The following is a 16,661-nucleotide window of genomic DNA, read 5'->3' as shown; positions in this document are numbered from 1 at the left end:
GCTGTTTGATCCAATAGATGTTGTCATCGAAGCATGGTGTTAAATGACAGCTTTAAATTTATTTTCTGCCCAAACGATGTCCTGATTTAAAACCATTTTCATGCGCAAAAAATACAATAGATAACCCCAATAATGATAATGCGATGATACAAACAAAAAATGAGTCTATTCCTACATTTTGCAGTAGGATGCCACCTAAAATACCGCCCCCTGCAACAGCAAGATTAAACACCGTCACCAGCATTGATTGGGCAATATCCACATTTTCATCTGCGACATCTGCCAGCGCAGTTTGTAGTAGAGTTGGTGCACCGCCAAAAGTCATTCCCCAAAGTACGATACCTAGCATCACAAGCCAGATGTGATGACCGCTCAAGCCCATGAAAAGAGCAGCGATGGCAAAGCCTGTTAAACTGATTAGGGTTAATTTGCGTAATGATCTATCGATCCAAATCCCTGTAATCCAAATGCCGAATATTGAAGAAAGACCAAAAATAAGAAGAATAAGATCAATATGCTCACTCAGCTGTACAGCAGACAAATAAGGCGAAATAAAGGTATAAAGTATGTTATGTGCCAAAATCCAAACAAAAATAACCGCCAAAATTGCGCCTATACCGGGGTGTATCAAGACCTTGAGAATGGATTGTTGTTTGCTCGCGGGTTGTCCAGCCAAATGAGGGAGGCTTATTTTTATCCAGATGATCAGGATTAAAGCAAGTCCTGAAATCACCCAGAAAACCCCACGCCAGCCAAACAGATTGCCCAATCCAATAGCTAAAGGCACACCCATACATAATGCAATGGGTTGACCGACCCCAACGATCGCCATCGCTCTGCCTTGTAGATGGGCAGGAACTAGACTTCGAGCATAACCCGCCAAGATACCCCAGATAATTCCAGCTGACATTCCCGCAATAAATCGTGAAATCAGGATGACAATATAGCTGGAAGATAGCGCTGTTAGACTATTGAAGACAAACAAGCCTGTGATTGCCAATAACAATAAAGGTTTTCTTGACCAACTCCGTGTTGCAGCAACCACAGGGATCGCCGCAATGACCGATCCTAGGGCATAAACTGAAATCATTTGCCCTGCTAAAGCTTCAGACACCTCTAAGTCATGACTGATCAATGCCAATAAGCCCGCAGGTATGATTTCCGTCATAATGGTAATAAAACCTGCAACCGTAAATGCCAATAATTTCCATATCGGTAAGCTGGGCGCAGATCGGTTCTGCTCTGATCTGTTGTTGAACTGATTCATGCGCTATACCTCTGTGTATGATTGACAGAAAGTTCATCTCGTTTAAGGAATATAGGCATCACAAAATTTTGAAGATCAATATTCATTGTAGACTCCATGTTGTCATTTATATTGGAATGATCGTTCCATTTTTAGGTAAATAAAACCCTCAGCATTGCAAATTAGTCAGTCTGCTAAGGGGGAAACTAAAAATTAATACAAGGTATTCAGTGCGACTTCAGCAACATTCTCTAGATATTGCTGACGATTTTCTGCGCTACAGCCTTTGCTTAAAACGCGAATGCCTTGAATGGTATTCACGAAAAAAAGTGCTAAGGCTTGCGAAGAACTATGTAGGGTGATTTCACCAGATTGCTTTCCTCTGATCATGAGCTGTTCCAGTGCGTGCTGTAATCGTTCAAAGTTGTATGTGACAGATTCTGCAGTCTTTTGATCGTGTCCTGCTAACTCCAAACAGGCATTGGCCATCAGGCAACCCCGATGTTGCGGATCATTTAATTCATCTTCAATGATACGAGATAATAATTGTTGCATGATACTTTTGACTGATCCATCACTGGATAACAAATCAATATTTGATTTACTGATCAGGCGTTGATAGCGAGATAAGGCTTGTTGGTATAGCTGCTCTTTATTTTTAAAGGAACTATATAAACTGCTGCGTGAGAGTCCAGTTTCCTCAACCAAATCTTGAATTGATGTCGCTGCAAATCCTTTACGCCAGAAAACTTGCATAACTGCATTTTCAACTTCTTCAGGATCAAACTCTTTAGTACGCATAATGTTAATTTATACTGGAACAATCGTTCCTAATACTTTATACAAACAATCAATGGCTGTCTAATGATAATTCAACAGTATGGGGAGATTTGAGTTTGCTTTATTGAATTAAGCCAAGATATAAGTCAACCTGTCAAAAAAGCTCAGACACAAGAATATAATTTCTTTTAATGAATATTTTTAATTAAATCAATTGCATGAGAAAATAAATTATTTAATTATAAAAAGCTTGCAATGCCACACCTTACCTTCAAAGTTTAAATAGCTTTGCGTAGGCGATGCCTCACTTTTCGTAGGGATTGCCAAACCTTGCGCTGCAAACAAAGCAGTGCTTTGTTTTTGCTCATGTTGGGCGAGAGGTACGTCCTGTACCCCCGCCCAACGGCGACATCCATGTCGCCTCACGGTAGAATCACCATCTATAATTCAAAAGTAAAAAAAAATGAATTGATAACCAACAGTTTCTAAAAGCACATACAAAAACATAAGTTCATTTCTGATCAATGACTTGATAGAAATCACTTGTATGAATAATTAGGGGGGTGACTATAGACATTAAAAAACCACGCTCATGAAGGGCATGGTTTTTGGTTGATCTATAACAGGTTACTAAATATCTAAACTTTAGCTTAAAACTTTTTAGTGAGTGAAAAAGTGAGGGTGGAATCAATTGGATTTGAAACTTTGGCATTGGGATTGCCATTGCTGTATTTTTGATAATATCCGTCTTTGTCCCATGCTTTGCTATAACTTAAACTGGAAGATAAGCCATAAGGCAGTGCTTTGTTAATGGCAACACTGGCATCTTGAAAGCTTGCGGCAGAAAAGTTTTTTATACGTTGATTGCCATAATGCATATTCAGCGACCAACCTTGAGCGATGGGTTGTAACCAATTCACATCTAAATAGCCTGAACCACGAGAGTGCTTATTGGAACCAATTGCTAAAGTGTCAGAATTATTGCCAAAATAATCTTGAGTATAGGTAATTGCATATTTAACACTCAGCGGACCATAGCTGATTTCTGGAATAATTTCACCATAATCAAAACGGGTATGACCTGTTTCAGCAGTGGTTTTTGCCCCAGGATAGTAGTAATAAGCGACTTTAGTCCCCAGATTTAACTGACCGAAACTACGGCTATAACCAGTATAGACATCCCATTCAACATTGGCATCACGGATGAAGTCATCACTCACAGTAGAAGCCCAAGTTCCTACATAAAAACCATTGGGATGAGCATAATCAAATCCGCCTTGTACAGCAGGGTTGCCCCAGGTCTGTTGAAAACCACGTGAGATATATTGGCTGGCTACTGTCAAATTTGCACTATACGGAGACGGCGTTTCTACACCAGATTCATTGGCATGTAGGGTTTGAAAAAATAAACTCAAAGGGATGGTCAATAATAATTTTTTTCTCATGTTATTCGTCCTTGAAAGATGCGACACACTCAGTCAAAACTGAGGTGTCGCTAAAATATGAATACTTTTACACGATCGGACGTAAAGGCGCTTTGCGCACAGGTGCTGTGCCAGCTTTGTAATAACCCGCTTCAGAACGTGGCAATTTTTTGCCACGAATTTGATCTGCGATTTTTTCAGCGATCATAATCGTTGTGGCATTTAAATTTCCAGTAATGATCAGCGGCATAATCGAAGCATCAACAACGCGCAAGCCTTGTAGACCGTGTACACGACCTTGACCGTCAACCACTGCCATTTCGTCTTCACCCATCTTGCAACTACATGAAGGATGGTAAGCAGTTTCAGCATGGTTGCGCACGAAATCATCCAGTTCAGCATCAGTTTGCACCTGTTTTCCAGGACTGATTTCATCGCCACGATATGCATCTAATGCAGGCTGTTGCATGATTTCACGGGTGATACGAATGGCGTCACGGAACTCACGCCAGTCTTGCTCGGTTGACATGTAGTTGAACAGAATACTTGGATGTTCAAATGGATCTTTAGATTTCAGCTTAATTCGACCACGAGCTGGTGAGCGCATAGAACCGACATGGGCTTGGAAGCCATGTTCTTTCACTGCATTACTGCCGTTATAGTTAATCGCAACAGGTAAGAAGTGATATTGAATATTTGGCCAGTCAAATTCATCTGAGCTGCGGATAAAACCACCTGCTTCAAACTGATTACTTGCGCCAATACCAGTCCCATTAAATAACCATTCAGCGCCAATCGCAGGCTGGTTAAACCATTTTAATGCGGGGTAGAGTGAAACAGGTTGCTTACATTTGTATTGTAAGTACATTTCCAAATGGTCTTGTAAGTTTTCACCGACACCCGGTAAATCATGTACAACATCAATGTCCATTGATTTAAGGAAGCTGCTTTCACCAACACCCGAACGTTGTAAAATTTGTGGTGATGCGATAGCACCCGCACAAAGCAAGACCTCACGGTTTGCACGTGCTTGTGTGAGATTGGTTTTATCCGAACCAATGATATATTCCACACCAATCGCTTGCTTTTGATTAAATAAAATTTTATTGGTGGTGGCATGGGTCACGATCGTTAAATTAGGACGACCTTTTGCCATGTCTAAATAACCACGTGCGGTACTAGAGCGACGGCCTTTTGGTGTCACGGTACGATCCATTGGACCGAAACCTTCTTGTTGATAACCATTTAAGTCATCTGTACGTGGATAGCCTGCTTGTACACCTGCTTCAACCATGGCATGGAACAAGACATTATTGCCATTTTTAGGGGTTGCCACAGATACAGGGCCATTGGCGCCATGGTAGTCATTGCCACCAATATCACGGGTTTCAGCTTTTTTATAATATGGTAAGCAGTCTGCATAGCTCCAGTCTTCTAGCCCTTTGAGCGTCGACCAGTTATCTAAGTCCATTGCATTACCACGGATATAACACATCCCGTTAATCAATGAGGAACCACCTAAACCTTTACCACGGCCGCATTCCATACGGCGATTATTCATATGTGGTTCAGGATCAGTGAGATATGCCCAGTTGTAACGGCGTCCTTGTAGTGGGTAGGCCAACGCTGCTGGCATTTGAGTACGGAAATCTAAACGGTAGTCTGGGCCACCTGCTTCCAAGAGTAAAACAGTAACGTCTTTGTCTTCAGTTAAACGTGTTGCGAGCACATTTCCGGCAGATCCTGCGCCGATGATAATGTAGTCATATGCTTGAGTAGTCATAATTATCCTTTTTGTATTTTTTAAAAGTGCCAATGCAATCAGGTGATGACATGGCACATAGAATTGATATACGGAGAAAGCCTGAGTGCATTAAAAAATGCTTTGATACTCACCTAACTCAACTTGAACTGATTTGATACGGGTGTAATGCCCAAGTGTGGTTAAACCATTTTCACGGCCGACACCTGATTGCTTATAGCCACCCACTGGCATTTCAGCAGGGGATTCGCCCCATGTGTTGATCCAGCAAATACCTGCTTCGATTTGATGAATAATGCGATGTGCTTTGGTAATGTCTTGTGTCACAACACCTGCTGCTAAACCAAAAGTGGTGTCATTGGCACGACGAATGACTTCTTCTTCAGTTTCATAACTGAGAATGCTCATGACAGGGCCAAAGATTTCTTCTTGAACAATGCGCATATAATCTTGGCAGTCACTGAAAACTGTCGGTAACACATAAGCACCTTGCGCCAATTCAGCTTCTGTCGCACGGCCACCGCCAATGAGCAGTTTGGCACCTTGTTGTTTGCCTGACTCAATGAAAGACAAGACTTTTTCCATATGCGGGAAGCTGGTGAGTGGACCAAAGTTGGTTTGCTCAGCCATTGGATCGCCGATACGGATCCGTTTTACCCGTTCTACAATAGCGGCTTCAAAATCTGCTAACAGTGCTTTTGGAACAAAGACACGTGTACCATTGGTACAGACTTGACCTGAACTAAAGAAGTTTGCCATCACCGCAATGTCTGCTGCACGATTGAGGTCAGCATCATCACAAATAATTAAAGGGGATTTACCGCCGAGTTCCATGGTCACTTCTTTGAGTGTAGAACCTGCGGCACTTGCCATAACTTTCTTGCCTGTTTCAACACCACCAGTGAAAGAAATTTTTTCAATAATTGGATGTTCAGTTAACCATTGTCCAATCTCACGGCCTGCACCTTGTACCACGTTAAATACGCCATCTGGTAGTCCAGCTTCAGTATAGATTTCAGCAAGTTTGAATACGCTCAGCGGTGTGGTTTCACTTGGTTTAAAGATCATGGCATTCCCAGCAGCTAGCGCAGGGGCAGATTTCCATAATGCGATTTGAATTGGATAGTTCCAAGCACCGATTCCCGCGACAACACCAAGCGGTTCACGACGGGTATAGAAAAAGCTTGATTCACGAAGCGGAACTTGCTCTCCCTGAATTGCAGTCGCGAGACCTGCATAATATTCGAGTACATCAGCACCGGTGACAATATCAACGGTCGATGTTTCGCTATAGGCTTTACCTGTATCGAGGGTTTCTAAGCGAGCGAGTTCATCATTACGCTCACGTAAAATGTCGACAGCGCGACGTAAAATACGAGAACGCTCCATCGCTGTCATTGCGGCCCAAATTTTTTGACCTTGTTGTGCGCTTTGAACAGCCGCTTCTATGTCTTGTTGTGATGCTTGTTGAAGGGTTGCGATCACTTCACCGTTGGCAGGGTTAATACTGGTAAAGGTCTTACCACTGGTCGCTGCTACATAGCGACCATGGATGTACAATTGATGAACTTGTGAATCACTCATTCTGTCTCTCCTGCAAAGGTTTTTTCGCAAATTGCAATTGCGTTTTTACATAATCGTAAGCAATGGAACGCGCTAGCTGGCTGTCAAATTCATCATGACTGCTTAAACTGCCACGTAACCATAATCCGTCAATCAATGCCGCTAAACCACGAGCGGCAATGCTTGCCTGTTCTTTATCCAATAACTTGAGAAAGTGAAACTTCAAGTTTGAATACAGGCGTTGATCATTAATTTGTTGCAAGCGCCCAAGTTCGGGTAGGTGCATGCTTGCAGACCAAAAGTCTAACCAGATGCGCATGGCTTGTTTATTGACCTGACTAATATCAAAGTTAGAGTCAATAATCGCTTTAAGTTGGCTTTCTGGATGCTCGTCTGCTTCAGTTTTATTTTGGTCGGTTTTGCGACGTAAAACATTCAGCATTTCTTGCATGCAGGTATTTATTAATCCCTGTTTATCACCAAAATAGTGACTCACAATACCTGTGGATAGCTCGGCTTTCTTTGCGATTTGTGCAATGGTCATATTGGATAAGCCCACTTCATAAATCACATCAAATGCGGCGTTAATAATTTCTTCACGTCGCACATGCTCTGGTTTGACTCTACGTTTTGTCATGTATATCCACTTAAAGTGCTGAAAAGGCACTTTTTATTTAACATTACTCAATGTAGAACATCTTAGCATTTTTTTATAATACTTTTTATTGATTGAACGTTCAATCAATAAAAAGTATAATCTGCAAAAATCAATAATTTTTTGATGAGTAATAAGAAATGTAAGTGTATACATCAACATTCTGATCCATCAGGATGTTCAGTAAAAATAGTACATATCCTATTATTTTTTAAGAAAATACACCGATTGCAAGGAGCAATAGCATGGTGTCAAATAGCCATAAAGGATATTCATCCGAACGGATTCGATTAAATTTATTTGTGTTTGGAAGTTCTGCAATCAGTATCGGTATTTTTGGCCTATTGTTTGTTTTATTTCCAGAAAGAAGTCAGTTTTGGCTAACCTATGTGCAAGAGCAGGCCAATCAACTCTTTGGTTGGTATTACATGCTGGTGATTGTGGCATGTCTGGGTTTTGTCGGATGGTTGGCTTTTTCACGTGCTGGACAACTTCCACTTGGAAAAGATGGTGATAAACCTGAGTTTGGTTACTTGGCTTGGGTGTCTATGCTGTTTTCAGCAGGTATCGGTATTGCCTTACTGTATTATGGTGTTGCTGAACCTGTCGATCATTTCTTAAGACCACCTGAAGGCGAGGGCGGCACAATCCAAGCTGCCAGAGATGCCATGATGTATAGCTTTTTACATTGGGGTATACATGGCTGGGTGCTCTATGCCTTATTGGGTGTCACCTTGGGCTATTTTGCCTTTCGCTTAGATTTACCTCTGGCTTTACGTTCTGCGCTTTATCCAATTTTTGGCGATCGGATCTATGGTTTGATCGGCGACTTTGTGGATGGCTTTGGGATTTTAGCCACGGTGATTTCTTTGGTCACAAATCTAGGCATTGGTGCACTGGTGTTGGTTTCGGGCATTAGTTATTTAGTCCCAGCCATTCCCGACAACAATGTTACCCTGATTGCAGTGGTATTGGTGATGATGTCTGTTGCGACAATCACCACGGTGGTGGGGATTGAAAAAGGACTGGCTTGGCTTTCACGGATTAACTTACGTTTACTCTATGCGTTATTGTTATTTGTGTTCTTAACAGGGCCAACCAATCATTTACTGAATGGTTTGGTACAGAATGTGGGTGACTATCTCAACCATTTTGTTGCGAAAAGCTTTGATGTGTATTTATACAATCCACAAGCAAAAGGCTGGCTCGGTTCTTGGACGGTGTTTTATTGGGCTTGGTGGATTGCTTGGGCACCTTTCGTTGGGATGTTTATTGCGCGTATTTCAAAAGGGCGCACCATTCGTGAAGTGGTCTTGGGTGTGTGTCTGATCCCTTTAGGCTTTACTTTGGCTTGGATTTCCATTTTCGGAAATACTGCAATTGATTTAATTTTGACTCAAAAACAAAAAGTTTTGGGCGATATGGTTCTTACCGATCCAGCTTTGTCTTTGTTTAAGTTGCTCGAATATTTACCTTTTAATCCTTATGTGGCTGGGATTGTTGTGGTGATTTGTTTTGTACTGTTCTTGACCCCAGTGGGTTCTGGTACGCTGATGATTGCAAATCTGTCTACAAAAGGCGGAAGCAATGAAAGTGATTCACCGATTTGGTTGCGAATTTTCTGGTCTGTGGTGATTACGATTGTCAGTATTGGGTTACTGTTAGCAGGTAGTTTTCATTCGATGCAAAGTGCCGTGGTGCTATGTGGTTTACCATTCTCGGTGATTATTTTGCTGTATATGTTTGGTTTAACCAAAGCAATTAATCAGGACTTAGCCAGCCCGCAACCACCACAAGCCATCAACAAAACGACTGATTCTTCTGAACCCGTCAAATAATAAGATCCACAGATCAACATGAGGATTTAATACGCAATTAGGTTGATGCTAGCGCAGGATGAGATGAGATCAGTGATTTTGGCGCAATAGCAAAAGTTGATTGCGCATGTTAAATAGAAGAAATTCCTCTAGGCAGTATGGAGTTTGCTTATTGCCTAGAGGAAGTCAGTTAAACCGGATTAAAACTTATATTTAAGTCCTAAATTATAGTTACGGCCTTCGCCCCATGTATACGTGCTATACCAGCTAAAAATCGTATAATATTTTTCATCTAAAAGATTGTTTACATTAAAAGAAACAGATAGTTGATCATTGACTTCATAGTTTGCCATTGCATCAAATAGCCAATAATCAGACACCACATGTTTAACAGGATCTTTATACAGTGGATTGGTGACATCGCCCCAAGTCTTATCTTGCCAACGTGCACCACCACCAATAGTTAAACCATCCACCCATTGATTGAGCTTATAACTGGTATAAAGGCTAAATTCATTTTCAGGGGTCAAAGTGCTCTGTTTTATCCCATCTTGTTTAGAGATTTTATGATTAAAGCCAGCATGTAAATTCCAACCTGGGCGAATTTCACCGGTAACTTCGAGTTCAGCCCCTTTGGTTTTGACACCTTGTAGCGCTTCAGACGCGACACCACCAGATGGTGTAAGGACGTTTGGAATCTCTTTTGCAAAATTGTCTTGTTTGAGTTGGTAATATGCCAAGCTTGCATTTAAGCGACCATCAAAAAATTCACCTTTGATTCCAGCTTCGTAGTTTTCTCCCTCAAGTGGATCAAGTGTTTTACCGTTTGGATTTTGTGCAGATTGAGGTTTAAATATGGTGCTGTAGCTTGCATAAACTGAGTATTGGTCATTTAAATCATAAACCGCACCGACATAAGGTATAAAGATACCTGACTCTTTCGTCTCTTCTGACTTATAGTTTGCAATACGTCCACCCAAAATGACTTTTAAATCATCATGTAAATTCAAACGGGAAGTGAGATAAAATCCATTCTGCTTGGTGGTTTCATTGTTTGACCAATGATTACCTCTTTGCCAATCAGGCTCTGCAACATTCCCGTTCCATTGATAATATTGATCTACACTGGTTTTATAATCAGTTGGTGTACCATAACCATTATTTTTCCAAGTGCTTTCAGAAATGCTTGCACCGACAACCAGCTCGTGTTCACGGCCAAAAAGTTGAAATGGACCTGTTGCATAGATGTCTGCAGCATCACTTTTGGTTTCGCCTTTATAGTTTCCAGCCCACATTGAAACACCAGTGCCAGTCGATGGATTTGGATGACCACCAGCCGCTGCGCCTAATTGTGCATCATAGCCATTGATTTGATGATTTAACTGGATTTTTGCGACCCAATCATTATCAAACTTATGCTCTAAGGTTGAGAAAATGGTTCGGGTATATTGCTCCCAATTACTCCAATTTGCACCATTGTTAAAGCCACGCGGCATTTTATTGAATTGGCCTGCCGAATTATAAATCGGGATACCGCCCCACGTTGATCCCTTAGGTTTATTGTCTTGATAATCTGCGCCTACAGTCAGTAGGGTATTGTCGGTTAAATCTGCTTCTAATATGCCGTAGAACACAGGGGTTTTGCGTTCATAGCGATCTAATTGAGATTCTTTGTCTTGATATGCAGCAACTCCACGCGCACGAATACTGCCCGTTTCGTTAAGTGGACCACTTAAATCAATTTGGCCGCGGTAGTTATTCCATGTGCCTAGACCAAGAGAAACATTTCCTTGGAAATCTTTGGTTGGTTTTTTACGAATGAGATTAATGGTTGCACCAGGATCACCCACCCCAGTTAAAAGCCCCGTTGCTCCTTTTAAAACTTCGATACGATCATAAATCGCCATATCACTCAGGGTATTTCCTGCTGAGTAGGCCGAATCACGATTCATCGGGATCCCATCGTACTGGAAGTTTTGTATTGCAAAACCACGGGAGTAATATTCTGTCCGTTCACTGTCATAGGTCACCACACTAACACCCGGGGTATGCCGCATAACATCATCGATAGAGTTGAGATTAAAATCATCCATTTCTTGGCGAGTAATCACACTAATCGTTTGTGGGGTTTCTTTGGGTTTTAAAACCAAACGCGTTGCTGTGGCAATTGAACCCGGAGTATAGACACCACTGTTTTCTGTAATTTCACCCAATTGGTTTGCTGTAAACTTGAGTGTTGGCAATGCGAGAGGTTCTGCATTATTTTGAGTCGTCTCTTCAGTAGCATGCAAAAGGGTAGTAGCAGCTACAGAAGTGAGACCTAACATGATCATTTGAATCATTTTTGACAGGTATTTTTTGTCTGTCATTTGCATTCTTGTTGATGACATCGAAAGCGGCCTTATAAGATGTGAGGAGTACGCTTATAATGTCGTTTGAGATTTAAAAAAGGATCAAACAAATTTATCCCTGTCATTTTGAGATAACATTGGCTCATCTGTTAAGGCGGGTAGATTGGTTTTAAGTTTTGCACTTGGCTAGAGAAAAACAACCTTGGTAATCTTATTTTCAGCAATTATATCACCATGTTTTCGCGGTAGTTATAATTAGTCATCATGAAAAAATGTTGTAGTGGATTCGCTTTGGATCTTTAAGCAGACCATGATGTATAGCTATGCAACACAGCCTGAGCAATGAATAATAAAAAAGACTCGGATCGCGAGATCCGAGGGCTGCTGTCAATTGTGTTCAATCATCATTGAGTTAGGCCATAATAAAGCCAGAGCATCAACCTCAAGGATTGATTTCCATTCCAAATACTCCCCCGAAATAACCGTCTTAAGAACAGTGAGATGGGGGTATTTAAATCGGGTAATGGCTTGATTTAAACAGGCATATCTAGATCATCAAATGTTTCTAGCGTTTTACCTTGTTCTAGATGTTTTTGATAATATGCGACTCGGCTCAAATCTAATGTTGAGCTGGACATGCCGACATTCCAATAGCCCGCCACACGAATATCATCTTTACTCAAATGACTGTGTTGGGTAAACAGCTTACGTATCGCTCTTGCTTCATTACGTTCACAGGCTGCCCAAACGCTTATATCTTCACGATCTTTAAACTGCTCGGCAACTTTAAGTAGCATGCCCAATTTACCCGCTTGCTGTGGTTTTTCCCGATGGAGTAAATGCATATTTACTCCATGATGTTTTGGCAAATCATCAATAATATTGGCTTCACAACTTTCAATATAAATCTCTCCCTGAATCCCCGGTTGCCAATGCTGTAAAATTGAATAGACGGCAGGAATGGCGGTTTCGTCAGCAAACATCACCACGCGTTTGGTTGGGGTAAAATTGGGGATGAAGTGCGGTCTTGGACCAGTAAGTTGAATTTTAGTGCCAATTTTTGCTGAATCTAGCCAAAGCATTGCTGGACTTGGGTCAGCATGTAGAACAAAGTCTATTTCAATTTGGCGGGTACTTGGATCAAAGCAACGCACGGTATATACACGTGATATGGGTAAGCCGTCTGCTTGTTGAAGTACTTCTAAACGAATGGCAAGGTTGGGTGTTGTCCATAAGTCTGGCTGTGTTGTATTGATTTCGCCCCGGATACGTACAATTGAAGGAAAAGGATGAGATATCGCCGTTATCGTCATCTCAATGACTTCCAGATTCCGCATATGATCATCTTGTTTCAGTATCGCTTTTGGGTCTGATACTGTTTTTTTGTCTGAAACCGTTTTTTGGTCTGGTACTATTTTTTGATCTAAAGTTGTTTTTTGATCTGATGTCGTTTGTTGTTGGCTATTCATTATTAAGTCTACCTATATTTATTAAGCAATAAACCACAATTGCCTTTCTTTCAGTGCTGAGCGGATCGAGAAGATCTGCATTGTGTTAAATGTAAAATATAATCATTATCATTTAAAGGGCATTTATGTTTAAATTACTTGTATTTTAATTTTAGCAATTGATTTATTGCGGAGAGAGGTAAGATTGTGAGGCGTTGTAGTATTGATCAGGCTAATGGTTGATTTTAATTACGTGAAAAATATATTAATTTTAATCTTGTAATTTTCTATATAGTCAAATCACCTAATTATTTCATACAAGTGATTTGCATCAAGTCATTGAGCATAAATGAAGCTTAAGTTTTTGTATGAACTTTTAAAAATTGTTGGTTATCAATTCATTTTTATACTTTTGAATCATAGCTGGTGATCCTACCGTGAGGCGACATGGATGTCGCCGTTGGGCGGGGGTACAGGACGTACCCCTCGCCCAATAGAAGATTTTTGTCACTTTTCATCTCTGAAAAGTGAGGCATCGCCTACGCAAAGGGATTTAAACTTTGAATGTAAGATGTGGCAGTGTAAGCTTTTATATAATTAAACAATATCATTTCATCATATGTTTGATTTAATTAAAAATATTAATTAAGAGAAATTATATTATTGTGTCTGATTTTTTTTGACAGGTTGACTATATTTGCCGTGCATTTTCTGTCGTTGGCCTTAAAAATTAATCTTAGATCGATTCATTTATCATTTTTTATACAAAGCAATTTTAAGCAAAACAACTTCAAGCAAAAACATAGCTCGCTTGAGGAGATGTATTCTACTTTACTCAACTTTATAGCCTTAAACATCGGAGCAAAACGGCACTGTACTACAAGTTATGCAATAAAATATCTAAGTTCATTGAGCCTAAAGTAATTTTAAAAAATACGCGCGATGCTGACTTTGTTCAGGCAATAACTCCAGTACCCGTTGTATTGCATCATTACGTTCAGGAAGACGACTAATAATTTTTAAAAGTGGGTCAATATCCTGAATTTGATAAATCAGATGACTTAAACGCGCATCGAAACAATCACGCCATGTGGTCAAGAAAGGGCTTTCTGATTTGGCCAAAAAACTTCCTTTGTAGAGGGAAAATGTACTGGCGAGAAAACCTGCATTGAGGGATTGTTCAGCTCTGGTAAAGTCGGTTTGAATCTCACAAACTAACTTATAAGGGCGCGATAAAATACAGTTAGGGAGCAAGGTGCGTAATTGTGACATTTCTGCTTTTAAGGTTTTTTCACTAATGTCCCGATCACCGTATAACGCATAGTGCAGTTCATCTAGGTTAATACCCTCTGGGTGTAACACAAGAATGCATAGAATTTCAATTTGTCGATGGGTCAAAGTTAAAAGCTGTTGGTTAAATTGAACTTTAGGTGTACCAAAAACTTTAAGGTAAAGCATGTTTTTTTGTTCAAATTGAATCGCACGTTGAACCAACTCTGCGCAGCGCTCTACAGCCAATACACCCAGTGAAGTATGCTTCTTGTACTTGGTCGATAAATTAATCACACCATGAAATTGTCCAGATACAGGGTCAACAATCGGCGCGGCATAACAAACCCAATCCTGTACACTGTTCATCTGATTTTCATGTGAATAAACACAGCTAGAGAGATGATTATTTAAAGCCAAACCAATCGCATTTGTACCGACAGCCTGTGTTGACCAATGTCCACCTTCGACAAAATGCACTTGCTCAGCAGAGGAGAGCATAGCACGGCTGCTCCATGTCCAAAGTAATGTGCCATGATGATCTGTGATTCCAATTGCCATTTCAGAATCATCTGCAATTTTTAGTAAATCCGCATAATTATGTTGAAGAGAACGACGAAACAGTGACGGTTCTAGTTCGGTAGGTAAAGCGAGAAGTGGCGCAGCAGTGACGGATTCGATATTGACAAAATGTGTGGTCTGTAAACGAAGCGCTTGTGGCTGTAATTGATTCAATAGCTTCATATCATATTCCTTTATGATGAATGGTTATGCCATTAATACCTTGTATTCTTTGTCGTTGTGTCTGGTGATTTTAGTTGATGATCACACCAGATTTTAAGCTATATTCAAACAAATAGTGTTCCGAAAATAATCATCTTTATTAGGGTCTGTTGACATTTCATAAATGGCTTGCATTGTAGGTTAAAATTGAGCAGGCAAGGCAGGAAACGAAGAGAATAGCGAGACTATTTTCAAGTTTCATAACGAAGGCTGAGATAATTTTAGCCACAACCCTTCGGGACTAGCGTGTTTTTTGCCGCTACGTCGTTACGAACTACTCATTTAGAATGACTAAATTTCGTATTTCTCGCCTAGTATCGCCTAAAAAACACACCTAGTCGCAAACATAGACGAATTGTTAACAGACCCTCATTTATTTCACTTTAGAAGTTAATGTTTCGCTTTGAAATGAGTTTTCTGCTCACAAATGTTAAATAAAGTTACCAATAAAAAGACAGTGTGATCTTTTTAGTACTCATTTTTTAGTACTCATTGTTTAATGTTTAGGCGTCCATATTCACTTTAACACTTAATCATCCTAAATTTCTGTGACAATGTTTTCACGTGTAAACGGCTTGGGTACAGGCTCGCCCTTGTATTGACGATCAGCAAAATAGCTGGAACGAACCATTGGCGCACTCCATATATTTTTAAACCCTAATAACTCACCATGTGCTTGATAATGTTCAAACTCTTTCAATGAAACAAAACGATGTATTGGGGCATGAGATTTAGACGGCTGTAAGTATTGACCAATGGTGACATAGTCCACCTGATAGTCACTGAGGTCATTCAGCAACACAATAACTTCTGCTTCGACTTCACCCAATCCCACCATCAAGCCACATTTCGTTGCGATGTCTGGACGTAAATGCTTAAACCGTTTTAACAGTTCCAAGGAATGTTGATAATCTGAACCTGGACGCATTGCACGGTACAAACGAGGGACCGTTTCAATATTATGATTAAATACATCTGGCGGGGTTTCGCTCAGAATGTTGAGGGCAACTTCTAATCTGCCCCGAAAATCAGGGACTAAAATCTCAATTAGCGTATCTGGGCTACTTTTACGGATTTCTCGAATACATGCAGCAAAGTGTTGTGCTCCACCGTCAATAAGATCATCACGGTCTACTGAGGTAATCACCACATAGTTTAAATTTAGATTTTTAACGGTTTCTGCTAAATGTTTCGGTTCATCAGCATCTAAAATATTTGGACGTCCATGGGCCACATCACAAAATGGGCATCGACGGGTACAAATATCTCCCATAATCATAAAGGTCGCTGTTCCACCACCAAAGCATTGTGGCAAATTGGGGCACGCGGCTTCTTCACATACGGTATGTAGTTTTTGTTGACGTAATAAATTTTTAATACGTTGCACTTCTTCAGGCTGGCTGATCTTGGCGCGAATCCATTCAGGCTTTTGTGGGATCTGTTCTGTACTGATAATTTTTACTGGAATACGTGCCAATTTATCTGCACCACGTAGTTTTTGTCCCGTGGTGACTGAAACTTTTAAATCCATTTTAAATAGTCCATTAAATAAAATAATTTAAT

The 16,661-nt window shown here is 40.5% G+C and carries 11 protein-coding genes; 1 reads left to right on the top strand and 10 read right to left on the bottom strand.

The genetic code is table 11. The features are described from left to right. Window positions 1–58: 58 nt before the first annotated feature. From GJV03_RS13960 to betI, 6 genes are all read right to left on the bottom strand, one after another. Window positions 59–1,267, bottom strand: a complete 1,209-nt coding sequence (locus GJV03_RS13960) for an MFS transporter (protein ID WP_154130328.1) — start codon at window positions 1,265–1,267, stop codon at window positions 59–61. 192 nt (window positions 1,268–1,459) lie between these two features. Then, window positions 1,460–2,047, bottom strand: coding sequence for a TetR/AcrR family transcriptional regulator (locus GJV03_RS13955; protein WP_004717582.1), 588 nt, complete (start codon window positions 2,045–2,047; stop codon window positions 1,460–1,462). 629 nt (window positions 2,048–2,676) lie between these two features. Further along, entirely contained in the window at window positions 2,677–3,471 is a 795-nt protein-coding gene (locus tag GJV03_RS13950; RefSeq protein WP_004717580.1) for a TorF family putative porin, read from the bottom strand. A 67-nt stretch (window positions 3,472–3,538) separates the two neighbouring features. Then, window positions 3,539–5,233, bottom strand: a complete 1,695-nt coding sequence (gene betA, locus GJV03_RS13945; RefSeq protein WP_154130327.1) for a choline dehydrogenase — start codon at window positions 5,231–5,233, stop codon at window positions 3,539–3,541. Between the two features lie 90 nt (window positions 5,234–5,323). Then, window positions 5,324–6,796 (bottom strand): betaine-aldehyde dehydrogenase, encoded by a 1,473-nt coding sequence (gene betB / locus GJV03_RS13940; RefSeq protein ID WP_154130326.1) that lies wholly within the window; start codon window positions 6,794–6,796, stop codon window positions 5,324–5,326. Continuing rightward, the gene (betI, locus tag GJV03_RS13935; RefSeq protein WP_004717575.1) at window positions 6,789–7,412 is read right to left on the bottom strand and encodes a transcriptional regulator BetI; all 624 of its coding nucleotides are present in this window, start codon (window positions 7,410–7,412) and stop codon (window positions 6,789–6,791) included. Before betI ends, betB begins: the two co-directional genes overlap by 8 nt. Window positions 7,413–7,675: 263 nt before the next feature. On the opposite strand from betI, the gene GJV03_RS13930 reads away from it, so the two are divergent. Further along, a complete protein-coding gene (locus tag GJV03_RS13930) occupies window positions 7,676–9,268 on the top strand; it encodes a BCCT family transporter (RefSeq protein WP_151956909.1) in 1,593 nt (530 codons plus the stop codon). A gap of 179 nt (window positions 9,269–9,447) precedes the next feature. Here the strand turns inward: GJV03_RS13930 and GJV03_RS13925 are convergent, their stop codons facing one another. From GJV03_RS13925 to lipA, 4 genes are all read right to left on the bottom strand, one after another. Then, window positions 9,448–11,574: a TonB-dependent siderophore receptor gene (locus GJV03_RS13925; protein ID WP_252720713.1), complete on the bottom strand. Its 2,127-nt coding sequence runs from the start codon at window positions 11,572–11,574 to the stop codon at window positions 9,448–9,450. Window positions 11,575–12,131: 557 nt separating this feature from the next. Continuing rightward, window positions 12,132–13,067, bottom strand: a complete 936-nt coding sequence (locus GJV03_RS13920; protein ID WP_105713518.1) for a siderophore-interacting protein — start codon at window positions 13,065–13,067, stop codon at window positions 12,132–12,134. 894 nt (window positions 13,068–13,961) lie between these two features. Next, window positions 13,962–15,059, bottom strand: a complete 1,098-nt coding sequence (locus tag GJV03_RS13915) for a helix-turn-helix domain-containing protein (RefSeq protein WP_004717563.1) — start codon at window positions 15,057–15,059, stop codon at window positions 13,962–13,964. 577 nt (window positions 15,060–15,636) lie between these two features. Continuing rightward, window positions 15,637–16,629 carry a lipoyl synthase gene (lipA, locus tag GJV03_RS13910; protein WP_056513092.1) on the bottom strand — a complete coding sequence of 331 codons (993 nt, stop codon included), beginning with the start codon at window positions 16,627–16,629 and terminating at the stop codon, window positions 15,637–15,639. Window positions 16,630–16,661 lie beyond the last annotated feature (32 nt).

It is taken from the genome of Acinetobacter sp. RIT698 (genome assembly GCF_009668065.1).
Lineage (GTDB): Bacteria > Pseudomonadota > Gammaproteobacteria > Pseudomonadales > Moraxellaceae > Acinetobacter > Acinetobacter guillouiae.
This window is presented reverse-complemented; position numbering and strand designations above follow the sequence as displayed.

Coding starts and splice junctions, on each gene's coding strand:
- GJV03_RS13925 (WP_252720713.1), bottom strand. CDS start 11,574: ATGTTAGGTCTCACTTCTGTAGCTGCTACTACCCTTTTGCATGCTACT.
- betA (WP_154130327.1), bottom strand. CDS start 5,233: ATGACTACTCAAGCATATGACTACATTATCATCGGCGCAGGATCTGCC.
- GJV03_RS13930 (WP_151956909.1), top strand. CDS start 7,676: ATGGTGTCAAATAGCCATAAAGGATATTCATCCGAACGGATTCGATTA.
- GJV03_RS13960 (WP_154130328.1), bottom strand. CDS start 1,267: ATGAATCAGTTCAACAACAGATCAGAGCAGAACCGATCTGCGCCCAGC.
- betB (WP_154130326.1), bottom strand. CDS start 6,796: ATGAGTGATTCACAAGTTCATCAATTGTACATCCATGGTCGCTATGTA.
- GJV03_RS13955 (WP_004717582.1), bottom strand. CDS start 2,047: ATGCGTACTAAAGAGTTTGATCCTGAAGAAGTTGAAAATGCAGTTATG.
- lipA (WP_056513092.1), bottom strand. CDS start 16,629: ATGGATTTAAAAGTTTCAGTCACCACGGGACAAAAACTACGTGGTGCA.
- GJV03_RS13915 (WP_004717563.1), bottom strand. CDS start 15,059: ATGAAGCTATTGAATCAATTACAGCCACAAGCGCTTCGTTTACAGACC.
- betI (WP_004717575.1), bottom strand. CDS start 7,412: ATGACAAAACGTAGAGTCAAACCAGAGCATGTGCGACGTGAAGAAATT.
- GJV03_RS13920 (WP_105713518.1), bottom strand. CDS start 13,067: ATGAATAGCCAACAACAAACGACATCAGATCAAAAAACAACTTTAGAT.
- GJV03_RS13950 (WP_004717580.1), bottom strand. CDS start 3,471: ATGAGAAAAAAATTATTATTGACCATCCCTTTGAGTTTATTTTTTCAA.